Source organism: Thauera sp. SDU_THAU2 (genome assembly GCF_038260575.1).
GTDB lineage: Bacteria > Pseudomonadota > Gammaproteobacteria > Burkholderiales > Rhodocyclaceae > Thauera.
Genome location: NZ_JBBWUN010000003.1, coordinates 2,625,560 through 2,648,021, shown reverse-complemented (window position 1 = coordinate 2,648,021; position 22,462 = coordinate 2,625,560). Strand labels below are relative to the sequence as shown.

The 22,462-nt window shown below is 66.1% G+C and carries 19 protein-coding genes; 12 read left to right on the top strand and 7 right to left on the bottom strand.

Annotated elements, in window-relative coordinates; genetic code table 11:
• Window positions 1-3: 3 nt before the first annotated feature.
• From AAFL97_RS13910 to AAFL97_RS13900, 3 genes are all read left to right on the top strand, one after another.
• On the top strand, window positions 4-2,061 hold the full coding sequence (locus tag AAFL97_RS13910) for a M1 family metallopeptidase (protein WP_341645408.1): 2,058 nt from the start codon (window positions 4-6) through the stop codon (window positions 2,059-2,061).
• A gap of 101 nt (window positions 2,062-2,162) precedes the next feature.
• Window positions 2,163-3,338: a lytic murein transglycosylase gene (locus AAFL97_RS13905; protein WP_341645407.1), complete on the top strand. Its 1,176-nt coding sequence runs from the start codon at window positions 2,163-2,165 to the stop codon at window positions 3,336-3,338.
• 158 nt (window positions 3,339-3,496) lie between these two features.
• The gene (locus AAFL97_RS13900) at window positions 3,497-4,507 is read left to right on the top strand and encodes a DUF475 domain-containing protein (RefSeq protein WP_341645406.1); all 1,011 of its coding nucleotides are present in this window, start codon (window positions 3,497-3,499) and stop codon (window positions 4,505-4,507) included.
• 28 nt (window positions 4,508-4,535) lie between these two features.
• On the opposite strand, the gene ubiG is transcribed toward AAFL97_RS13900, so the two are convergent.
• From ubiG to AAFL97_RS13885, 3 genes are all read right to left on the bottom strand, one after another.
• On the bottom strand, window positions 4,536-5,237 hold the full coding sequence (gene ubiG, locus AAFL97_RS13895; protein WP_341645405.1) for a bifunctional 2-polyprenyl-6-hydroxyphenol methylase/3-demethylubiquinol 3-O-methyltransferase UbiG: 702 nt from the start codon (window positions 5,235-5,237) through the stop codon (window positions 4,536-4,538).
• Between the two features lie 138 nt (window positions 5,238-5,375).
• Complete coding sequence (locus tag AAFL97_RS13890; RefSeq protein ID WP_263459873.1) at window positions 5,376-6,083, bottom strand: OmpA family protein; 708 nt, start codon at window positions 6,081-6,083, stop codon at window positions 5,376-5,378.
• 113 nt (window positions 6,084-6,196) lie between these two features.
• Complete coding sequence (locus AAFL97_RS13885) at window positions 6,197-7,516, bottom strand: TRZ/ATZ family hydrolase (protein WP_341645404.1); 1,320 nt, start codon at window positions 7,514-7,516, stop codon at window positions 6,197-6,199.
• Between the two features lie 188 nt (window positions 7,517-7,704).
• Here AAFL97_RS13885 and AAFL97_RS13880 point away from each other — a divergent pair, with 188 nt between their 5' ends.
• A complete protein-coding gene (locus AAFL97_RS13880) occupies window positions 7,705-9,069 on the top strand; it encodes a protein kinase domain-containing protein (RefSeq protein WP_341645403.1) in 1,365 nt (454 codons plus the stop codon).
• Here the strand turns inward: AAFL97_RS13880 and hemH are convergent, their stop codons facing one another.
• Together hemH and hrcA are read right to left on the bottom strand one after the other, a co-directional pair.
• Window positions 9,070-10,119 carry a ferrochelatase gene (hemH, locus tag AAFL97_RS13875; protein ID WP_341645402.1) on the bottom strand — a complete coding sequence of 350 codons (1,050 nt, stop codon included), beginning with the start codon at window positions 10,117-10,119 and terminating at the stop codon, window positions 9,070-9,072.
• Window positions 10,120-10,183: 64 nt separating this feature from the next.
• Window positions 10,184-11,212 (bottom strand): heat-inducible transcriptional repressor HrcA, encoded by a 1,029-nt coding sequence (hrcA, locus tag AAFL97_RS13870; protein ID WP_341645401.1) that lies wholly within the window; start codon window positions 11,210-11,212, stop codon window positions 10,184-10,186.
• A gap of 132 nt (window positions 11,213-11,344) precedes the next feature.
• On the opposite strand from hrcA, the gene AAFL97_RS13865 reads away from it, so the two are divergent.
• Both AAFL97_RS13865 and recN read left to right on the top strand, forming a co-directional pair.
• Window positions 11,345-12,229 carry an NAD kinase gene (locus tag AAFL97_RS13865; protein ID WP_341645400.1) on the top strand — a complete coding sequence of 295 codons (885 nt, stop codon included), beginning with the start codon at window positions 11,345-11,347 and terminating at the stop codon, window positions 12,227-12,229.
• Between the two features lie 68 nt (window positions 12,230-12,297).
• Window positions 12,298-13,962 (top strand): DNA repair protein RecN, encoded by a 1,665-nt coding sequence (gene recN / locus AAFL97_RS13860; protein ID WP_341645399.1) that lies wholly within the window; start codon window positions 12,298-12,300, stop codon window positions 13,960-13,962.
• A gap of 155 nt (window positions 13,963-14,117) precedes the next feature.
• Here the strand turns inward: recN and fur are convergent, their stop codons facing one another.
• Window positions 14,118-14,561 carry a ferric iron uptake transcriptional regulator gene (fur, locus tag AAFL97_RS13855; protein WP_263459880.1) on the bottom strand — a complete coding sequence of 148 codons (444 nt, stop codon included), beginning with the start codon at window positions 14,559-14,561 and terminating at the stop codon, window positions 14,118-14,120.
• 184 nt (window positions 14,562-14,745) lie between these two features.
• Here fur and AAFL97_RS13850 point away from each other — a divergent pair, with 184 nt between their 5' ends.
• From AAFL97_RS13850 to greA, 5 genes are all read left to right on the top strand, one after another.
• Entirely contained in the window at window positions 14,746-15,150 is a 405-nt protein-coding gene (locus AAFL97_RS13850) for an outer membrane protein assembly factor BamE (protein WP_263459881.1), read from the top strand.
• Window positions 15,151-15,213: 63 nt separating this feature from the next.
• Complete coding sequence (gene dapB, locus AAFL97_RS13845) at window positions 15,214-16,020, top strand: 4-hydroxy-tetrahydrodipicolinate reductase (protein ID WP_341645398.1); 807 nt, start codon at window positions 15,214-15,216, stop codon at window positions 16,018-16,020.
• A gap of 240 nt (window positions 16,021-16,260) precedes the next feature.
• On the top strand, window positions 16,261-17,403 hold the full coding sequence (gene carA, locus AAFL97_RS13840; RefSeq protein ID WP_341645397.1) for a glutamine-hydrolyzing carbamoyl-phosphate synthase small subunit: 1,143 nt from the start codon (window positions 16,261-16,263) through the stop codon (window positions 17,401-17,403).
• Between the two features lie 96 nt (window positions 17,404-17,499).
• On the top strand, window positions 17,500-20,730 hold the full coding sequence (carB, locus tag AAFL97_RS13835) for a carbamoyl-phosphate synthase large subunit (protein WP_263459884.1): 3,231 nt from the start codon (window positions 17,500-17,502) through the stop codon (window positions 20,728-20,730).
• Window positions 20,727-21,203: a transcription elongation factor GreA gene (gene greA / locus AAFL97_RS13830; protein WP_341645396.1), complete on the top strand. Its 477-nt coding sequence runs from the start codon at window positions 20,727-20,729 to the stop codon at window positions 21,201-21,203. Before carB ends, greA begins: the two co-directional genes overlap by 4 nt.
• Before the next feature lie 69 nt (window positions 21,204-21,272).
• On the opposite strand, the gene yhbY is transcribed toward greA, so the two are convergent.
• Window positions 21,273-21,728, bottom strand: coding sequence for a ribosome assembly RNA-binding protein YhbY (gene yhbY, locus AAFL97_RS13825; RefSeq protein WP_341645395.1), 456 nt, complete (start codon window positions 21,726-21,728; stop codon window positions 21,273-21,275).
• Window positions 21,729-21,818: 90 nt separating this feature from the next.
• On the opposite strand from yhbY, the gene AAFL97_RS13820 reads away from it, so the two are divergent.
• The gene (locus tag AAFL97_RS13820) at window positions 21,819-22,439 is read left to right on the top strand and encodes an RlmE family RNA methyltransferase (protein WP_341645394.1); all 621 of its coding nucleotides are present in this window, start codon (window positions 21,819-21,821) and stop codon (window positions 22,437-22,439) included.
• Window positions 22,440-22,462 lie beyond the last annotated feature (23 nt).

Here is a 22,462-nt window from a genome sequence, read left to right as displayed (position 1 = left end):
CCGATGTTTCGTGCAGCGCGCCCGTGGGGCTGGCGTGTGCCGATCCTGGTCGCGCTTGCCGCCGTTGTCCTTGCCCGCCCGGTATCCGCTGCCGAATGGCCGATCGAGCTGGACGTCCAGCTCGACCCGGTGAGCCGCGAGCTGCTGGTCGACGCAGCGTTGCGGCCGCAGCAGCGTGATTTCCGCTTTGCCCTGCATGCCGGCCTCAGCATCGAGTCGGCTACGGTGGATGGACAGTCTTTGCGCGTCGAAGCGCTTGGCAGGCGGGGTGAGGTACGCAACTGGCGCATACGCCTGCCTGAGCGGGGCGTGCTGCGTCTGCGCTATGGCGGCGTCCTGCCGGCGCTCGATGCCGGGCTCGACCATCGCGACGTGCTGCAAGGCATGCCGCCGATGGCTTCGGCGGCGGGCAGCTATCTGCCGGCAGGGAGCGCCTGGTATCCGCGCCCGGCCGAGGTGTTCGGCTATCGCATCGATGTGCGTGTTCCGGCCGGGCAGCGGGTGATCGTGCCCGGGCGGCTGCTGGCAGAGCAAGTGCCGGACGGCGAAGAAGGGCATTACCGGGCACGCTTCGAATTCTCCCGGGTGACGGACGGCATCGACCTGATGGCAGGGCCGTGGATCGTGCGCGAACGCATCGTGGCGCGCGGCGATGGGGAAGGCTTGCGGCTGCGAACTTACTTTCCCGCGGCGCTCGATGCCGAAGCCGGCCTGGCCGAGGCCTACCTGGCCGACAGTGCGCGCTATATCGAGCGCTACGGCAGGAGCATCGGCGCTTACCCCTTCACCGAGTTCTCGATCGTCGCTTCTCCGCTGCCGACCGGCTTCGGCATGCCGACGCTGACCTACCTGGGGGAGCAGGTGCTGCGCCTGTCTTTCATCCGCGCCACCTCGCTCGGCCATGAGGTATTGCACAACTGGTGGGGCAACGGTGTGCTGGTCGATTACCGCAGCGGCAACTGGTCGGAAGGCCTGACCACCTTCATGGCCGACTACGCCTACAAGGAAGAACAATCGGCCGCAGCGGCACGTGAGATGCGCCTGGGCTGGCTGCGTGATTTCGCCGCCCTGCCTGCCGATGCCCACCAGCCGCTGGCCGAGTTTCGTTCGCGTACCCACGGTGCCGCGGCGGCGGTGGGCTACGGCAAGGCGGCGATGGTGTTCGTGATGTTGCGCGACCTGATCGGCGAAGAGGCGTTCGCACACGGCATCCGTACCTTCTGGGAGCGGAATCGTTTCCGCATCGCCGGCTGGGCGGAGCTGAAGGTGGCTTTCGAACAGGCCTCGGGGCGCGATCTGGACGCATTCTTCCAGCAGTGGCTGCGGCTTGCGGGCGGCGCGCGAGTGAGCATCGAACAGGCTCGCTTCATCGCCGGAGCGGAGGGAAAAGGCGGGCTGTTGAAAGTCGAGCTGCAGCAGAGCGGACCCGCACATGTGCTCCATCTCCCCCTGCAACTGGAGAACGGCCAGGCGGCGCAGACGCGCTGGGTGAGCTTGTCGCAGCCGCGGCAGACGTTCGAGCTGATGGTGGACCAGGCGCCGCAGACGCTGCGGCTGGACCCGGAATTGAGGGTGTGGCGCCGACCGGACGACGAACAGCTGCCGCCGATTCTGCGTCAGTGGATGCTGGCGGATTCACCCCGGCTGATCATCGCCGACGAAGGCGATACGGCGTTGGTGGAGGCAGGCAAGGGGCTGGCCAGGCGCTTCTTCGAACGTCCTGTGCGCACCGTCGGCCCGAAGGCTCTGCGTGGAGGCGGTGATGCCGTGTTGCTGGTCGGCACGCACGCAGCCGTCGATCGTCTGCTGGCTGACGCAGGCCTGCCGCCACGGCCGGCCTTGGCCGAGCGGCGACACAGTGCTGCGGTATGGACCGTACAGGCCTCTCCGGGCCTTGCACTTGCCGTTGTGTCGGCACGTGATGCCGACGCGCTGACGGCGCTGCAACGGCCGCTGCCGCACTACGGCGGGCAGAGTTGGCTGATCGCCGAGGGCGCCCGGGTGCTGGAACGCGGGGTGTGGGATGCGCCGGGCAGGGCAGTACCGGTCGACAGGCAATGAATGCCCTGCGGCGGAGGCAGCGTAGAATCATGGGCATGAATACCCGATACGCGTCCCATCGACCCCTTCGTTTCTCCCGGGCATGCAGGCAGATGCTCGCGATGCTTGCCGTCGCGGGCCTGGCGCTGCCCGCAGGCGCGTCCGATGCGGATTTCGCCGCCTGCATGAAGACCTTGCGCGACGAAGCGGCGTCCGCAGGCGTGTCGCCGGAGACCTTCGACCGCCATACCGCTGCGCTGGTGCCCGACATGGCCGTGGTCGGTTTTCTCGACGCCCAGCCTGAATTCGTGACCCCGATCTGGGACTACATGGCCGGCCTGGTCGATGCCGAGCGCGTCGCCGACGGGCGAGAAATGCTGGCCCAATGGGCTGACGTGCTCGCCCGCGTCGAGGCGCAATATGCCGTCGATCCCGCCACCGTGGTCGCGGTCTGGGGTGTGGAAAGCAATTTCGGCCGCAATTTCGGCAGCCGCCCCTTGCTGACCTCGCTATCCACGCTGTCCTGCTTCGGCCGGCGCCAGGCCTTCTTTCGCGGCGAATTCTTCACCACGCTCAAGATCATCCAGGAAGGCCATGTCGCGCCCGAACGCCTGACCGGCTCGTGGGCCGGCGCCTTCGGCCATACGCAGTTCATGCCCTCGACCTTCATGCGGCTGGCAGTCGATTTCGATGGCGATGGCCGCCGCGACCTGGTCGACAGCGTGCCCGACGCGCTGGCGTCCACGGCCAATTTCCTCAAGCGGGCAGGCTGGCGTGCCGGTCTGCCCTGGGGCTTCGAAATCGTGTTGCCGGATCGTTTCGACACCTCGGTTGCAGGGCGGCGCAACAAGCAGCCGATGGCGGACTGGGCCGCACGCGGCATCAGGCTGGCCGATGGCGGCGCTTTGCCGGCCGACTCCACGCCCGCGGGGCTGTTGCTGCCTGCCGGCAGCGGCGGGCCGGCATTCCTCGTCACGCGGAATTTCGATGCGCTCTACTCGTACAACGCGGCCGAAAGCTACGCGCTGGCGATTGCCCACCTGGCGGACCGCCTGCGCGGCGGAGAAGCCTTCCGCACGCCCTGGCCGACCGACGATGCCGGGCTGTCGCGCGCCGAGCGGCGGGAAGTGCAGCAACTGCTGATCGCGCGCGGCCACGACATCGGCGAGCCGGACGGCATGATCGGCGCCCGCACGCGCGAGGCCCTGAAGCAGGTGCAGGCCGAACTCGGCTTGAAGGCGGACGGGCGGGCCGGGCAGAGAATCCTGCAGGCGCTGCGCGAGGCAGCGGCGAACTGATCCGGTCCGCGTGCAGGCTCTGGTGCAGGCCACGACCTGAGACAGATATCACCGATTTTCGCTAGAATTCGCCCCCTCGGGCGGGCTTCGCTGACCGTCCTCACCGGCGTCCTTACAGGCCGTCCTTACAGGCCGTCTTCGTTCTCTCCAGGCGTGACATGCAAGATCTCGGGTATTTCAAATGGTCCTTCATCGTGACCATTCTCGGCATCGTCGGCGGCTATCTGCTGGCGGGATGGTCCGGCGCCTTCATCGTCATCGTGCTGGCGATCCTCGAGACTTCGCTGTCCTTCGACAATGCCGTGGTCAATGCCACGGTGCTCAAGCACATGGACGAGAAGTGGCGCCGCCGCTTCCTGCTGTGGGGCATCCTGATCGCGGTATTCGGCATGCGCATCGTGTTTCCGCTCGCCATCGTCGGCGTCGTGGCGCACATGGGGCCTGTGGAGGTGATCCGGCTGGCGCTGTTCGACGAGGCCGAATACGCGCGCATCCTGCTGTCCGCGCATCACGAGATCGCGGCCTTCGGCGGTGCCTTCCTGTCGATGGTGTTCCTGAAGTTCTTCGTCGACAGCAACAAGGACCTGCACTGGCTGAGTGTGGTGGAGGCACCGCTGACCAAGCTGGGCCGGCTGGAGGCGGCGCAGATCCTGCTGACCTTGCTGGCGATCCTCGGCAGCGCGGCCTGGCTGGACAACGATACCAAGCGCGTGGAGTTCGTCGTCGCCGGCATCTGGGGCTTGATCACCTACATCGTCGCCGATGGCCTGGGTGCGATCCTCGGTGGCGAGGAAGGGGAGGGCGGCAAGGTCGCCGCGAAGACCGGCTTCGCCGGCTTCATGTACCTGGAACTGCTGGATGCCTCGTTCAGTTTCGACGGTGTGATCGGTGCTTTTGCGCTGACCACCAGTCTGCCGATCATCGCGATAGGTCTTGGCGTGGGTGCGATGTTCGTGCGCTCATTCACGCTGATGCTGGTCTATCGCGAAACCTTGAATGCCTACCGCTTCCTGGAGCATGGGGCATTCTGGGCGATCGGTGCGCTGGCTGCGGTGATGTTCATCGGCGTCCATGTCCACATCCCGGAAGTGATCACCGGCCTGGTCGGCGCAGTACTGATCGGCGCGGCTTTCCTCAGCTCCCTGCGCGGCCGGCGAGCCGCCGCCTGAGCGCGGCGGCCCGTGGCCCGGCACGGCTTCAGCCGCGCCGGGTATGCATCAGGTAATTCACGTCGGTGTCGCGACCCAGCGAGTACACCCTGGTCAGCGGGTTGTAGCTCATGCCGGTCAATTCCTCCATGTCCAGGCCGGCGTTGCGGCAGTAGCGGCTGAGTTCCGAGGGTTTGATGAATTTCTCGTACTCGTGTGTACCGCGCGGCAGCATGTTCAGCACGTATTCGGCGCCGACGATCGCCAGGGCGTAGGCCTTCGGGTTGCGGTTGATCGTGGAGAAGAAGACGTGGCCGCCGGGCTTGACCAGGCGGGCGCAGGCGGCGATGGTGCTGGCGGGGTCCGGCACGTGCTCGAGCATCTCCATGCAGGTCACGACGTCGAAATGGCCAGGGCTCTCTTCGGCGAATGCTTCGGCACTGATCAGGCGATAGTCGACGCCGTGGCCGCTTTCGAACAGATGCAGGCGTGCGACGCTGAGCGCCTTTTCCGACAGATCGATACCGGTGACCCTGGCGCCGAGTGAAGCCATGCCTTCGGCCAGGATGCCGCCGCCGCAACCCACGTCGAGCACCGTCTTGCCCGCCAGGCCGGCCTTGCCGTCGATCCAGCCCAGGCGCAGCGGATTGATTTCATGCAGGGGTTTGAATTCCGAGGCCGGATCCCACCAGCGGTGGGCGAGTTCGCTGAATTTCTGTACTTCGTTCGGGTCGGCGTTGATTGCACTCATCATTTTTCGTCACAGCTTGCAGAGTTGATCGGTATCGTCGGCAAGGCCGCACATTCCAGCGGCAGATTACAGGAAACAGACGCCACAAAACAAAAAGCCCTGCCGAAGCAGGGCTTTTCGCGCAGCGGAAACCCGCGATTACTTGGAGCCGATGACTTCGACGTCCACACGGCGATCCGGCTGCAGGCACTCGATCAGAGCCTTGCGGTTGCGGATGTTGTCGCACTTGTTGCCGGTGACGGGTTGCGATTCGCCCTTGCCTTCGGTGTAGATGCGGTTGGCTTCGACGCCCTTCGACACCAGGTAGGTCTTGACGGCGGCGGCGCGGCGCTCGGACAGAGCCTGGTTGTAGGCGTCCGAACCCAGACGGTCGGTGTGGCCGACGGCCAGGATGACTTCCAGCTTCAGTTGCTGGGCCTGGGCAGCCAGGTCGTCGAGGGTGGCACGGCCTTCCGGCTTCAGCGTGGCCTTGTCGAAATCGAACAGGGTGTCGGCAGCCAGCTTGACCTTCTCGGCGGTGGGCTTCGGAGCGGGAGCCGGGGCGGGCGCCGCGGCGACCGGAGCGACACACTTGTCCTTGGCGACGATGTCGCTGTCGCATTCGCAGCCAGCCGGGAACTCGCCGGCCATGGCGGTCGAGGCAGCAGCCGGCGACCAGTAGCCGGTGCGCCAGCACAGACCATTGGCACTGCGGGCGACGACGTTACGCGCATCGATGACGTAGGGAATCTCGCCCTTGCCATCGACCACGACGTCCTTGACCTGCGCGAAGGCGCCGGGAGCGGACAGGCCGATCGACGCGATGGCGGCCAGCATGAGCATCTGTTTCTTGGTTTGTTTGATCATGGTTTCCTCTTTGAAGGGCGAGTCGCCAGAATTACCACTGCAACGAAAGGTGAAAACGGTTGCAAAGCCGAATTCGTGTCTGATTCCTGTCGAGTTTGAACACTCTATCCAGTTCAATTAGCGAGCCTAGTGTGCCATAGCGATGTGATCCTGAGCAATTCTTTGTCGTTAATTTGCAACAGCGGAACACCTTTAGCCACGCGGGATTCGCCGTTTACCCACACATGCGTGACGTGCTCGCGGCCGGCCACATAAACCAGATGGGAGACGGGGTCGAAGCAGGGCTGGGAGAACGGGCCGCCGAGGTCCACCGCGCACAGGTCGGCGAATTTTCCCGGCGAGATCGAACCGATGCTGCCATCGAGTCCGAGCGCCCGGGCACCACCCAGCGTGGCCATGTGCAGCGCGGTGTGGGCGGGCAGCGCGGATGCGTCGAGCGTACTCGCCTTGGCGAGCAGGGCGGCGTGACGCATTTCCTGAAACAGGTCGATACGGTTGTTGCTGGCCGCACCATCGCTGCCGAGGCCGACGCGGATGCCGGCCGACAGCAGGCGGGTGGCCGGCGCAATGCCGCTGCCGAGTTTCATGTTGGAGGTCGGGCAGTGGGCGACGCTGCAGCCGTGATGGGCCAGCAGCTCGATGTCGGTGTCGTCCAGATGCACGGCATGAACCGCGATCAGGTTCTCGCCCAGCACGCCCAGCCGTGCCAGGCGGGCGAGAGGGCGCGTGCCGTGTTCGGCGATGGCGTCGCGGATTTCGCTGGCGGTTTCATGGACGTGGGTGTGAATGGGCAGATCCAGTTCGTCGGCCAGCGCCCGCACGCGCTGGAAAGTGGCGTCGGACACCGTATAGGGCGCGTGGGGCGCGAGCGAGAACGAGATGCCCGGATGCCCGCGCCACGCGTCGCGGACGGCGAGGCCCTTGCGCAGGTAGTCGTCGGCATCGCTTGCCCAGGGGGTCGGAAATTCGAGCACGGTGAGGCCGACCACCGCGCGCATGCCGGCGGCGGCAAACGCTTCTGCCGCGGCATCGGGATAGAAGTACATGTCGTTGCAGGTCGTGATGCCGCCGCCGAGCATTTCCGCTGCGGCCAGCAGGGTGCCGTCGCGGACGAAGGCGGCGCTGACATGGCGGCTTTCGGCCGGCCAGATCGCTTCCCGCAGCCAGCGCATCAGCGGCAGGTCGTCGGCAATGCCCCGCATCAGGTTCATCGCGGCGTGGGCGTGGAGGTTGACCAGGCCGGGGATCAGCACATGCTGCGGCAGTTCGACCGTCGTACCGGCTTCGTAGCGCAGGCGTGCTTCGTCGAGCGGAAGCACGGCGAGGATCAAGCCCGCATCGACCGCGACAGCGTGGTTTTCCAGCGTGATGCCGGCCGGCTCGACCGGAACGACCCAGCGGGGAGTGATCAGGAGATCGATCCGTCGTTTCACGTGTCACGCTCCAATATGAATGGGCTGGAAGTCAGCGGATGGGCTCAATCCTCGCTTGGACGCAGCCACGATTCAAGCGCAATCGAGCCTGATCGCAGCCCATTTGCGCAGCCTTCTTCCGTTCGTGCCACAATCCGTGCCGTCTGTCACGGTTTGCGGCGCGCCGTCCAGGTTCGCCATCGCCCAACATGAGTCGTACCCCTGAGACAATCGGCAAATATCGCATCCTGCGCGAGATCGGACGCGGCGCGACGGCAGTCGTTTACCTCGTCGACAGCCCCGACCATCCGCAGCCCGTGGCATTGAAGCACGTACGTTTCGACGACAAGGCGAAGGACGAGGCGAAATGGAACCGCCGCCTGCTGAAGCTGCTCAAGGCCGAGCGGGCGGTGTCGTCGCGCCTGAACCATCCGAACATCATTCGCATCTTCGATGCCTCGGTCGAGCCCGCCGAAGCCTACGTGGTGATGGAGTACTTCCCCGGCGAATCCCTCGAACGCTACTGCAGCTTCGAGAAGCTGCTGCCGATCCATCGCACGATCGGCATCGTCTTCAAGTGCTGCATGGCGCTGGACCACGCGTTTCGCCAGGGCATCGTGCATCGCGACATCAAGCCGGCGAACATCCTGGTCGATGAGCAGGACAACGTGAAGATCACCGACTTCGGCCTGGCGATGAACATCAGCAAGCGGGTCGATACCGACTCGACCTTCATCATGGGGGTGGGCTCGCCGGCCTACATGAGCCCGGAGCAGATCAAGGGCTACCCGCTGAACCAGAAGACCGACCTGTATTCGCTGGGCGTGCTGCTGTTCCACATGCTGACCGGACGGCTGCCTTTCCGCGCGAGCAATCCGGCACAGCTCGTCTACAAGATCATCAACGCCGATCCGCCGCAGGTGTCGCAACTCAACCCCGACGTGCCCGAGCAGATGGATGCGGTGATCCGCAAGGCGCTGGAAAAGGACCTCTATTCGCGCTATCGCAACGGTGCGGAGTTCGCCAAGGATCTCGCCGCGGTGCGCTACCAGATCCTCGACGAGAATTACGTGCCGCCGGACACCAGCCGTTTCATGCAGCTCCGCAGGCTGGCGTTCTTCACCGAGTTCGAGGACGTCGAGCTGTGGGAGGTGATGCGGATCTCGTCCTGGCGCAAGGTCGGGCAGCACGTCTCGCTGGTGCAGGAGGGCGACAACGACCAGCGCTTCGGCATCGTCCTCGACGGTACGGTGGAGCTGTCGGTCGAAGGACGGCGGGTGATGGAGCTGGGGGCGGGCGAGGTGTTCGGTGCCCAGGCCTGGCTGGACCAGCTCGAACACCGCCACATGCTGTCGGCGGTGTCGCTGACGCCCGTGAGCTATCTCGAAATCAACCCTTCGGCGCTGGCGCTGGCCAGCGAGGAGGTGCTGGAGTGCTTCCGCCGCGAGCTGGGCACGGTGATGGTCCGCCGCCTCGCCCAGATTGCGAAGCTGCTGTCCGCGGGCGGGCCGCCCGCGGTGCGCGGCGATTTCACCGCCACCGGCGGGCTCGATCTGCAGTTGCTCGAACCCTGATCAGCTTTCCTGCCGCGCAGGGCCGGCGAGCCAGTTGCCCAGGTGATCGACGGCGAGCCCGGCCAGGGCTTCGATCCACTCCGGTCGCTCGTTGAGGCAGGGAATGTAATGGAAGCGCTGGCCGCCGCGGCCGAGAAAGGCGTCGCGGCACTCCATGGCGATTTCCTCCAGTGTCTCCAGGCAGTCGGCGATGAAGCCGGGGCACATGACGTCGACGCGGCCGACCCCCTGGGCGGCGAGCGCTTCGAGCGTGGGCTGGGTGTAGGGCTGCAGCCATTCGGCTTTGCCGAAGCGCGACTGGAAGGTGACCATCGCCCGTTCGGGCGGCAGGCCGAGCGCCTCGGCGAGCAGCCGGCCGGTGGTCTGGCACTCGTGGTAATAAGGGTCGCCAAGCTCGATCGTGCGCTTGGGCACGCCATGGAAGCTCATCAGCAGGCGATCCGGCTCGCCGTGCGCGGCCCAATGTTCGCGCACGTTGGCAGCGAGTGCCTCGATGTAGCCCGGGAAGTCGTGGAAGTCGCGCACGAAGCGGATTTCCGGCTGGTTGCGGATCTTCGCCAGGGTGCGGCCGACGGCGTCGACTACCGTTGCCGTGGTGCTGGCCGAATATTGCGGGTAGAGCGGCAGGACGAGGATGCGCATGCAGCCCCGCGCCTGCATCGCGCGCAGGCGCTCGGCGATCGAGGGTTTGCCGTAGCGCATGGCGAAATCGACATCGACCTCGGTGCAGCCGGCCGCGGCCAGGTGGTCGCGCAGCCGGCTGGCCTGGCGTTCGGTGTGGACCATCAGCGGCGAACCGTCTGCGCTCCAGATGCTGGCGTATTTCTTTGCCGATGCGGCCGGGCGGATGTTCAGGATGATGCCGTTGAGAATGGGCCACCAGGCGGCGCGGGGAATCTCGACCACGCGCGGATCGGACAGGAATTCCTTCAGATAGGGGCGCAGTGCGCCGGCCGTGGGCGCATCGGGGGTGCCGAGATTGACGAGCAGGATGCCGGTACGGGCGGGGGTATCGTGCGAGGCGGGTGGTTCGGGCCAGTAGCGGGCCATGCTTGTCCTTGCTTGTGGGGCCGGGCAGGGCGAAAACGAGGCTCGCCTTGTCCGGAGTGGTGTTTCAGTTGTTCGACGACAGCGCGTTGGACAGCAGCCGGGCGGTGATGTCGACGATCGGAATCACGCGATCGTAGGCCATCCGGGTCGGGCCGATGACGCCCACCGAGCCGACGATCTGGCCGTCCACCTCGTAAGGCGCCGTGATCACGCTGCAGGCGTCGAGCGGCGCGAGGCCGGATTCGCCGCCGATGAAGATCTGCACCCCGTCGGCCTTGTTCGACAGTTCGAGCAGTTGCACGAGGCTGGTGCGCTGTTCGAAGAGCTTGAACAGTTCGCGCAGGCGCGACATGTTCGACGACAGGTCCTCGACGTCGAGCAGATTGGTTTCGCCGGAGATGACGTAGCGGGTGGCCGTTTCTTCCGCGGCGGCGCTGCCGGCATCCACGGTCGCGGTCATCAGTTCGGTCATGTCGCTGCGCAGCTGGCGCAGCTCGTCCATGATGCGGCGGCGGATCTCGTCGAAGGACAGGCCGGCGAAATGCTCGTTCAGGTAGTTCGCGGCGCTGCTCAGCTCGCTGGCGCTGTAGGCGCGGCGGGTCATCAGGATCCGGTTCTGCACGTCGCCGGCGGTGGTGACGATGATTAGCAGGATGCGGTTTTCGGACAGGCTGATGAATTCGAACTGCCGGATGCGGACGGCGTCCTTGCGCGGGGCGACGACGATGCCGGCGAACTGGGTGAGGTTCGACAGCAGGTGCGAGGCCGAATTGAGCAGCCGCTGCGGCTGGTCGGGCTGGAGCTGGCCTTTGAGTTGATGCACCCGTGTGGTGTCGAGCGGCTGGACCGTCAGCAGCGAATCGACGAAGAAACGGTAGCCGCGCGCCGTCGGAATCCGGCCGGCGGAAGTGTGCGGACTGGCGATCAGGCCGAACTCCTCCAGGTCGCTCATGACGTTGCGCACCGTCGCCGGCGACAGCTCCAGCCCGGAGAAGCGCGACAGCGCACGCGAGCCGACGGGCTGACCGTCCGCGATATAGCGTTCGATCAGGGTTTTCAGCAGGATCTGGGAGCGAGCGTCTAAGGAGTTCATGGCAGGCGAAGAATATAGCTCGGATCATCCGTCGATGGATATTCCGGATATCTCCCGGTCCCTGCCAGCGGGCTTCGGCGCCGTCGTTCAGTGCTCGCCAAGGTGCTGGCGGGATATGGTTTAATCCGCGTCATGAGCGCCAAATTCCACAACATCGCCCTCGTGGGCAAGTACCAGAGCCCGGACGTGGCCGAATCGGTCATGGCGATCGCCCGTTTCCTGCGCGAGCGCGGACGCATGGTGTGGATCGAGCAGGGTACGGCGAGTTCCATCGGCGGCGCGGGCGATTTTCCGGTCGCCGGCTATGAGCGGATCGGCGGCGAAGTCGATCTGGCCGTGGTGGTCGGCGGCGACGGCACCATGCTCCACACCGCCCGCCGCCTGGCCGAGTACGGCGTGCCGCTGGCCGGGGTCAATCTCGGCCGCCTGGGTTTCCTGACCGACATCGCGCTGAACGATGCCAATGCGCGCCTCGCCGAGATCGTCGAAGGGCGCTTCCGCGAAGAGCTCCGCTTCATGCTCGACGCCGAAGTGCTGCGGGGCGGCGAGCGCATCTTCCAGACGCTGGCGCTCAACGACGTCGTCGTCAACAAGGGCGAACTCGGGCGCATGATCGAATTCGAACTGTCGATCGATGGAGAGTACGTCTATACCCAGCGTTCCGACGGCATGATCGTGTCGACGCCGACGGGCTCCACCGCCTATGCCTTGTCGTCCAATGGCCCCATCCTGCATCCGAGCGTCGACGGCATCGCCCTGGTGCCGCTGTGTCCGCACGCGCTGACGGCACGGCCGATCACCCTGCCGGACAGTTGCCGCATCGACATCGTGCTGCTGCCGCCCCAGGATGCGCGGGTGCATTTCGACGGTCAGGCCCGCTTCGACTTGCGCGCCGGCGACTGCGTGCGCGTGACCCGTTCGAGGCATGGGCTGAAGCTGCTGCATCCGGAGAGCTACAGCTATTTCGCCATGCTGCGCGAAAAGCTCCACTGGAGCACGCCGCCGCGGCACGACTGATGCCGGCATCCACGCCCCGGCCGCTGCCAACCGAGCGCCGTTTTACCTCAATCCTTCATTGACCTGCCATGCTGAGAAGCCTGTCCATCCGTGACTTCGTCATCGTCGACCATCTCGAACTCGAATTCGGCAAGGGTTTTGGTGCGCTGACCGGAGAAACCGGCGCCGGCAAGTCGATCCTGCTCGATGCGCTCGGGCTCGCGCTGGGCGGGCGAGGAGAGGCGGGCATGGTCCGCCGCGATCGCGAGCGGGCCGACGTGGTTGCCGAATTCGATCTGCCGGACGGCGGCGGCTTGCGCGCCTGGCTGGCCGAGCAGGAACTGCCGGCCGAGGACGGGACCGTGCTGCTGCGTCGCACCATCGACAGCAGCGGACGTGGCCGGGCCTGGATCAACGGCACCAGCGTGACGCTTGCGCAATTGCGCACGGCCAGCGACTGGCTGGCCGACATCCATGGCCAGCATGCCCACCATGCCCTGCTGAAGCCCGAAACGCAGCGCCAGTTGCTCGATGCGCATGCCGGTGCCCAGGGCCTGGCTGCCGATGTGGCCGAGCGCTATCGGGCCTGGCAGCATATCCTTCGCCTGCGGCGCGAGGCCGAAGCCGATTCGGCCAGTTCGGCGCGCGAGCGTGAACTGCTCGCATGGCAGATCGGCGAGCTTCAGGAGCTCGGCTTCGATGCTGCGGAGTGGGCCGAACTGAACGTCGAGCACGGCCGCCTCGCCCATGCCGCGGGCCTGATGGAAGGCGCGGACGAAACCCTGACGGCCCTCGGCGAAGGCGACGTGGCGGTGTGCTCGATCCTGCGCCACCTCGATGGGCGCCTGGCCGCGCTGGCCGACATCGACCCGGCGCTGGCCGATGTGCGGGAGCTGCTGTCGTCGGCGGCGATCCAGGCGGACGAAGCCCTGCACGCCTTGCGCCGCTATCGCGACCGGCTCGACCTCGATCCGCAGCGGCTGGCTGAGATCGAGGGACGGATCGCGGCCGTCACCGATGTCGCACGCAAGTACCGCGTCGCGGTGGACGAGTTGCCCGAGCTGCTGGCGCAGTGGCAGGCCCGGCTCGATACCCTGGAGGCAACGGCCGATCCGGTGCGGCTGGCCGCCGACGAGGCCCGCGCGAGGAAGGCCTTCGACGAGGCGGCGGCGGTGTTGTCCGCCGCTCGGCGTCCGGCCGCCGAAGCCTTGTCGGCGACGATCACCGATGCCATGCAGACGCTGGCGATGGCGGGCGGGCGTTTCGAGGTGGCGCTGGAAGCCTGCGAGCCGTCGTCGAACGGCGTCGAGACCGTCGAATTCCGCGTCGCCGCCAACCCGGGGCAGTCCTTGCGCAGCCTGGCCAAAGTCGCTTCAGGAGGTGAGCTTTCGCGTATCGGGCTGGCGATCCAGGTCATGACCAGCCGTTCGAGCGATACGCCGACCCTGATCTTCGACGAGGTCGATGTCGGCATCGGCGGCCGTGTGGCCGAGATCGTCGGCAAGCTGTTGGCGAAGCTCGGCGAAGACCGGCAGGTGATGTGCGTGACGCACCTGCCGCAGGTCGCCGCCTGCGCCGACTGGCAGTGGCGCATCGCCAAGCGGGAGCAGGCGGGCGAGACTTTGAGCGAAGTGCAGACGCTGGATCAGGCCGGGCGCGTCGAGGAGATCGCACGCATGCTCGGCGGCGTGAACATCACGGCGACGACGCGCGAACATGCAGCGGAAATGCTGGGCTTCGCCCCGGGAAAGTAGCTTGCGGTAGGTTCGCGGCCGTTGGTGGCAGGCCAGTGACAGGCTCGCGGCAAGGCGAGCCCTGATGGGAACGGGGCGGATCCCCGTGCAGCCCCGACGGTGGACGGGGCCGCCTGCCTCGCGAGGGGCTGCGGCCCGCGAGGCTCTTCAGGGCCTTACGATTCCTTCTGCGCCTGGCCGCTCGGACAGTCTTCCTTCATGCAGTCGCCGTAGAGGTAGAGCGCGTGCTCGCGCAGCTTGAAGCCGCGCTCCTGGGCGATCGCATTCTGTCGCTTCTCGATCTCGGGGTCGAAAAACTCTTCGACCCTGCCGCATTGCACGCACACCAGGTGGTCGTGGTGGCCGCCTTCGTTGAGCTCGAAGACTGCCTTGCCGGACTCGAAATAATGGCGTTCCAGCAGGCCGGCCTGTTCGAACTGGGTGAGTACGCGATATACGGTTGCCAGGCCAATGTCCATGCCGTCGTTCATCAATGCACGATAAACGTCTTCGGCAGTCAGATGGCGCTGACCCGAGTGCTGGAAGAGATCGAGAATCTTCAGGCGAGGATAGGTTGCCTTCAGGCCGATGCTCTTCAGGTTTTTTGAATTGTCGGGCATGAGTCTTCGGGAAAAAAGGCCGTGTGGAGGGCCGGTTGAATGGTGGCAAGCCGCCAGTATGGTGCAGTGCGCCGTGCCTAGCAGCCCTATGTTATATTTTTTGCCCTTTCCTGAGAACCGCGCACCTCGCTCGTGCGCCAACTCCTCCACGCTCTTCCTACGGGATTTTCCCCCCAAGATCCACATGCGCTCCTATTTCCCCGCGGCGATCCTCGCCACCAGCCTGCTCGCAGGCTGCTCTTTCGATTCCATCGTCGGTGTGGTCGATCCTTACCGGATCGATGTGCGCCAGGGCAATTACGTGGATCAGGACATGGTGTCCCAGCTCAAGCGCGGCATGACGCGCGAGCAGGTGCGCTTCGTGCTCGGTTCGCCGCTGGTGGTCGACATGTTCCGCAGGGACCGCTGGGATTACGTCTATCGTTACAAACCGGGTTCCGGAGAAGCCGAGCAGCGCGTGATTTCGGTCTTCTTCGTCGACGATCTGCTGGATCACGTCACGGGCGACGTCCAGGGCGGCAGCGGCGAGGCCGCGGCCCCGGCCGAACGCAGCCGGGTCATCGAGATTCCGCCCGCGACGGATGACTGAGCGCGGCGACCGGGTTTGAGCACGCCGCCGCTGGCGGCGTAAGGTATTTTTTGAGGATTTTCCATGGCTGACATTCGTGTTGCGATCGCCGGCGCGTCCGGCCGCATGGGCAGGATGCTGATCGAGGCGGTACTGGGGAGCGAAGGTGTCGTGCTGGGTTCCGCTTTCGATCAGCCGGGCACGCCCTTCATCGGCCGCGATGCAGGAGAAATGGCCGGTGTCGCCACCGGCGTCGCGATCGGTGGCGACGCGCGCGTAGCGATCGCCGCGGCCGACTGCGTGATCGACTTCACCCGTCCGGAAGGCACGCTGCAGCACCTGGCGCTGGCGCGCGAGCTGGGCAAGGCGATGGTCATCGGCACGACCGGCTTCGATGCCCAGGGCAAGGCGGCGATCGCCGAAGCTGCGCGCGAGGTGCCGGTGGTCTTCGCGCCCAACATGGCCGTGGGCGTCAACGCGGTGTTCAAGCTGCTCGAAGTGGCGGCACGCATTCTGTCCGAAGGCTACGACGTCGAAGTGATCGAGGCCCACCACCGCTTCAAGGTCGATGCACCGTCCGGCACCGCCTTGCGCATGGGCGAAGTGGTGGCGCGGGAGCTGGGGCGTGATCTCGACGCCTGTGCGACCTACGGCCGCGAAGGGCATACCGGCGAGCGCAAGGCCGAGACGATCGGTTTTTCGACGATTCGCGGTGGCGACGTGGTCGGTGACCATACCGTGCTGTTCGCCGGCATCGGCGAGCGGATCGAGATCACGCACAAGTCCGGCAGCCGGATGCCGTATGCGCTGGGCTCGGTGCGGGCGGTGAAGTTCCTGCAGGGGCGCGATAATGGCCTATTCGACATGCAGGACGTGCTGGGCCTGCGCTGAGGCAGGCATGGACGACGGCCGCAGGGCCTGGCCGGCTGCGATTTCGGCAGCCGGTGCGTCGGCAGCAGCGGGGATGTGCGAGGCGTATGCCGCTTTCCCCGTTTGCCTTCGAAGGGCCGAAAATATACAATTCAACAGTTTATCCAGCGGGATCGGCCCAGAGGCTCGTCCCGCTTTTTTGCACATCCGGGGCGCGGCCGTTCGCCAGCCCCTGCTCATAGCTGAATCCAGGAGTTTTTTGTGAGTGCATACCCGCCCGCCCTTCTTGCGCTTGCCGACGGGACAGTCTTCCATGGCAAGGGTATCGGTGCGGTAGGCAGCACGGTTGGCGAGGTGGTGTTCAACACCTCGATGTCCGGTTATCAGGAGATCCTGACTGACCCGAGCTATTCGCGCCAGATCGTCACGCTGACCTATCCCCACATCGGCAACACCGGCGTCAACCTCGAGGACGTCGAGGCCACCCGCGCACATGCCGCCGGGCTGGTCATCCGCGACCTGCCGATCCTGCCGTCCAACTTCCGCATGAGCCAGCGGCTCGACGCCTATCTGCGCGCCGAGAACGTGGTCGCGATCGCCGGTCTGGATACCCGCAAGCTGACCCGCATCCTGCGCGAGAAAGGCGCCCAGGCCGGCTGCATCGTCACCGCCGCCGAAGGCGAGAAGCTCGACGCCGAAGCCGCCGTCGCCCAGGCGCGCGCCTTCCCGGGGCTGGCCGGCATGGACCTGGCCAAGGTCGTCAGCGTCACCGAGCCCTACGAATGGAAGCAGGCCGAATGGAAGCTCGGCGAGGGCTACACCGAGCAGGCCGCGCCGCGCTTCCACGTCGTCGCCTACGACTACGGCGTCAAGCTCAACATCCTGCGCATGCTGGCCGAGCGCGGCTGCCGCCTGACCGTGGTGCCGGCGCAGACGCCCGCCAAGGATGTGCTGGCGCTCAAACCCGACGGCGTGTTCCTGTCCAACGGCCCGGGCGACCCCGACGCCTGCGACTACGCGATCGAGGCCATCGGCGAGATCCTCGCCAGCCGCACGCCGACCTTCGGCATCTGCCTCGGCCACCAGCTGCTGGCGCTGGTGTCGGGGGCGAAGACCATGAAGATGGGCACCGGCCACCACGGCGCCAACCATCCGGTCAAGGACCTCGACAGCGGCAAGGTGCTGATCACCAGCCAGAACCACGGCTTCGCCGTCGATCCTGCGACGCTGCCGGCCAATCTGCGTGTCACCCACGTGTCGCTGTTCGACGGCACCAACCAGGGCATCGAGCGCACCGACGTGCCGGCCTTCTCCTTTCAGGGCCACCCGGAAGCGAGCCCGGGGCCGCATGACGTCGCCTACCTGTTCGACCGCTTCATCAAGCTGATGGAAGCGGCCAAGTAATACGGCTCGGGGCGGCCGCCGGGATCGTCCCCGCGGCGCCCTCACTGTTCGACGCCGGCGCCCTCCGCCGGGTCAAGGAATCATCGAGGCAAGACAATGCCGAAACGTACCGACATAAAGAGCATCCTCATCATCGGCGCCGGCCCGATCGTCATCGGCCAGGCCTGCGAGTTCGACTACTCCGGCGCCCAGGCCTGCAAGGCGCTGCGCGAAGAAGGTTACAAGGTCATCCTGGTGAACTCGAACCCGGCGACCATCATGACCGACCCGGAAACCGCCGACGTCACCTACATCGAGCCGATCACCTGGCAGGTGGTCGAGCGCATCATCGAGAAGGAGCGCCCCGACGCCATCCTGCCGACCATGGGCGGGCAGACCGCGCTGAACTGCGCGCTCGACCTCGGCCGCCACGGCGTGCTGGCCAAGTACGGCGTCGAGCTGATCGGCGCCTCCGAAGAGGCCATCGACAAGGCCGAGGACCGCCTGAAGTTCAAGGACGCGATGACCAAGATCGGCCTCGGCTCGGCGCGCTCCGGCATCGCCCACAGCATGGAAGAGGCGCTGCAGGTGCAGGGCGGCATCGGCTTCCCGGTCATCATCCGCCCCAGCTTCACGCTCGGCGGCACCGGCGGCGGCATCGCCTACAACATGGAAGAGTTCCACGAGATCTGCAAGCGTGGTCTCGAAGCCAGCCCGACCAACGAACTGCTGATCGAAGAGTCGCTGCTGGGCTGGAAGGAATACGAGATGGAAGTCGTGCGCGACCGCGCCGACAACTGCATCATCGTCTGCTCGATCGAGAACCTCGACCCGATGGGCGTCCATACCGGCGACTCGATCACCGTCGCCCCGGCGCAGACGCTGACCGACAAGGAATACCAGATCCTGCGCAACGCCTCGATCGCGGTGCTGCGCGAAATCGGTGTCGACACCGGCGGTTCGAACGTCCAGTTCGCGATCAACCCGAAGGACGGCCGCATGATCGTCATCGAGATGAACCCGCGCGTGTCGCGTTCGTCGGCGCTGGCGTCCAAGGCCACCGGCTTCCCGATCGCCAAGGTCGCGGCCAAGCTGGCGGTGGGCTACACGCTGGACGAGCTCAAGAACGACATCACCGGCGGTGCCACGCCGGCTTCCTTCGAGCCCTCGATCGACTACGTCGTCACCAAGATTCCGCGCTTCGCCTTCGAGAAGTTCCCGCAGGCCAACGACCGCCTGACCACGCAGATGAAGTCGGTCGGCGAAGTCATGGCGATGGGGCGCAGCTTCCAGGAATCCTTCCAGAAGGCGCTGCGCGGCCTCGAAGTCGGCGTCTATGGCCTGGACGAGATCGAGGCCGATGCCGAGGACCTCGAGCGCGAACTGGCCAGCCCCGGGCCGGAACGCATCTGGTACGTCGGCCAGGCTTTCCGCGAAGGCATGAGCCAGGAGCAGGTGTTCAACCTGAGCAAGATCGATCCCTGGTTCCTGGCCCAGATCGAGGACATCGTGCTGTCCGAGAAGGCGCTGGCGGGCCGCTCGCTGAAGGCCCTGCAGGCCGCCGAACTGCGCGAGCTGAAGCGCAAGGGCTTCTCCGACCGTCGCCTGGCGAAGCTGCTCAACACCGACGAGACCGCCGTGCGCCTGCATCGCCATGCGCTGGGCGTGCGCCCGGTGTTCAAGCGCGTCGATACCTGCGCGGCCGAGTTCGCCACCTCGACCGCCTACATGTACTCGTCCTACGAGGAAGAGTGCGAAGCCAGGCCGACCGACAAGAAGAAGATCATGGTGCTGGGCGGCGGGCCGAACCGCATCGGCCAGGGCATCGAGTTCGACTACTGCTGCGTGCATGCCGCGCTCGCGCTGCGCGAGGACGGCTACGAGACCATCATGGTCAACTGCAACCCCGAGACCGTGTCGACCGACTACGACACCTCGGACCGCCTGTATTTCGAGCCGATCACGCTGGAAGACATCCTCGAGATCGTGCATATCGAGAAGCCGGTCGGCGTCATCGTCCAGTTCGGCGGCCAGACGCCGCTGAAGCGCGCCAAGGCGCTGGAAGAGAACGGCGTGCCGATCATCGGTACCACGCCGGACATGATCGACGCCGCCGAGGACCGCGAGCGCTTCCAGAAGCTGCTGACCGACCTCGGCCTCAAGCAGCCGCCCAACCGCACTGCGCGCACGCCGGAAGAGGCCGTGCGCCTGGCGGCCGAGATCGGCTATCCGCTGGTGGTGCGCCCGAGCTACGTGCTCGGCGGCCGGGCGATGGAAATCGTCCATGAGCAGAAGGATCTCGAGCGCTACATGCGCGAGGCGGTGAAGGTCTCCAACGAATCGCCGGTGCTGCTCGACCGCTTCCTCAACGACGCCACCGAAGTCGACGTCGATGCGCTGTCCGACGGCCAGCAGGTCATCATCGGCGGCATCATGGAGCACATCGAGCAGGCGGGCGTGCATTCGGGCGATTCGGCCTGCTCGCTGCCGCCTTACACGCTGTCGGCCAGGCTGCAGGACGAACTGCGCCGCCAGACCGAGGCGATGGCGCGCGCGCTCAATGTCGTCGGCCTGATGAACGTGCAGTTCGCCATCCAGGGCGAGGGCGACAACGCCGTCGTCTATGTGCTGGAAGTGAACCCGCGTGCGTCGCGGACCGTGCCTTTCGTCTCCAAGGCCTGCTCGCTGCCGCTGGCCAAGGTCGCGGCGCGCTGCATGGCCGGCCAGAGCCTGGCCAGCCAGGGCGTGGCCGGCGAGATCGTGCCGCCGTACTACTCGGTCAAGGAAGCGGTGTTCCCCTTCGTCAAGTTCCCGGGCGTCGACACCATCCTCGGCCCCGAGATGAAGTCCACCGGCGAGGTCATGGGTGTCGGCCGCAACTTCGGCGAAGCTTTCGTCAAGAGCCAGATCGGCGCCGGCGTCAGGCTGCCGACCGGCGGCACCGCCTTCATCAGCGTCAAGCCGAGCGACCGGCCGGTGGCGATCGAAGTCGCACGGGAGCTGCGCGAGCTGGGCTTCTCGCTCGTCGCCACCCGCGGCACGGCCTCGGTGATCGAAGCGGCGGGCATTCCTGTCGCGGTGGTCAACAAGGTCAATGAAGGCCGTCCGCACATCGTCGACATGATCAAGAACCAGGAAGTCACGCTGGTGATCAACACCGTCGAGGAGAAGCGCCAGGCGATCACCGATTCGCGCTCGATCCGCACCAGCGCGCTGGCGGCCAAGCTCACCATCTTCACCACCATCGAGGGCGCGCGCGCGGCCTGCATGGGCATGCGCCAGATGGCCGCAGGGCTGGATGTCTATTCGGTGCAGGCGCTGCACGCCGAGCTGGCGGGTGAAGCATGAACAAGATTCCGCTGACCGTCGCCGGCGCGGAGAAGCTGCGCGAGGAGCTCCACCGTCTGAAGACGGTGGAGCGTCCCAACGTCATTGCCGCGATCGCCGAAGCGCGCTCGCACGGCGATCTGTCCGAGAACGCCGAGTACGATGCCGCCAAGGAGCGCCAGGGCTTCATCGAAGGGCGCATCATGGAAGTCGAGGGCAAGCTGTCGCATGCCCAGATCATCGATCCCAAGCTGCTCGATGCGGATGGCCGCTGTGTGTTCGCTTCGACCGTGGAACTCGAGGATCTCGACGCCGGCCAGGTGGTGACCTACCAGATCGTCGGCGAGGACGAGGCCGACATCAAGGAAGGCAAGATCTCGGTGAGCTCGCCGATCGCGCGTGCGCTGATCGGCAAGTACGCCGGCGACATCGCCGAAGTGCAGGCGCCGGGTGGCGTGCGCGAGTACGAAATCCTGGACGTGCGCTACGAGTGAGTGGAGATGGAGGCGGTCTTGCGGCCGCCCCCTCGGCCTGGCCCTTGCGTCCGTACGGCCGGATCGGGCTCAGCGGCCGCGGCTGCTCTTTGCCGGTCCCCGGCTGGACGGGGTGCGTGCAGGGGAGCGGCGGGATTCGGCGCTTGCCTTCGCCAGTGCGGCACGGCGAGCGGCTGCCGCGAACGCCGCGGCCGATTTCGCCGTGGAGGCGCGCGCAGTGTTTTTCGGCGCGGCGGGCGCTGCAGCCTTTTCCTCGCGCCGTTCGCGCCAGACGACGAGAATGTTGCCGATGTGCTGGACCGGCGCTGCATCGAGGGCTTCGCACAGTTCCTTCATCAACTCGTCGCGTTGTTCCCGTTCGGCGCCCTGGACTTTCACCTTGATGAGTTCGTGGGCCTGCAGCGAGCGCTCGATTTCGGCGAGAACGGCAGGTGCGAGTCCGTTGCCGGCGATCGTGACGACGGGGTTGAGATGATGGGCTCGGGCGCGCAGGTCGCGGCGCTGAACCGGGGTGAGTTCGACCATTGGATGTCTCTGGATGCTTGAAGCTTCGGGCCCGCGATTCTACTCCTACTCTGATGGGGACGGCTTTCTGAGCGACGTCTTTCCAAGCCGATGAAAAAGAACAAGACAAGCCGTGCCTGGGTGCACGACCACGTGAACGATCCCTACGTCCAGCGCGCCCAGGCCGACGGCTATCGCGCGCGCGCGGCCTACAAGCTGCTGGAGGTCGACGAGCGCGACCATCTGCTGAAGCCGGGCGCGGTGGTGGTCGATCTCGGTTCGACGCCCGGCTCGTGGTGCCAGGTCGCGGTCAAGCGCTGCGGACCGAAGGGGCGGGTGTTCGCGCTCGACATCCTGCCGATGGAGGCCGTGCCCGGGGTGGATTTCCTGCATGGCGACTTCACCGAAGACGCGGTGCTGGAGGTGCTCGAAGCCCGGCTCGACGGGGCGAAAGTCGATGTCGTGCTGTCGGACATGGCGCCGAACCTGAGCGGCGTGGCGGCGGTCGATCAGGCGCGCTCGATCCATCTGTGCGAACTGGCGCTCGATTTCGCCGTGCGCCACCTGAAGCCGGGCGGGCAGTTCCTCGTCAAGGTCTTTCAGGGCGAGGGTTTCATGGACTATCGCAAGCAGATGGAAGCCGCATTCTCATCGGTCCAGGTGCGCAAGCCGAAGGCCTCGCGTGACCGCAGCGCCGAAGTCTATCTGCTGGGCAAGGGGCTGCGTACTTGAGCGTGTCCGTGATTGAGCCGGGT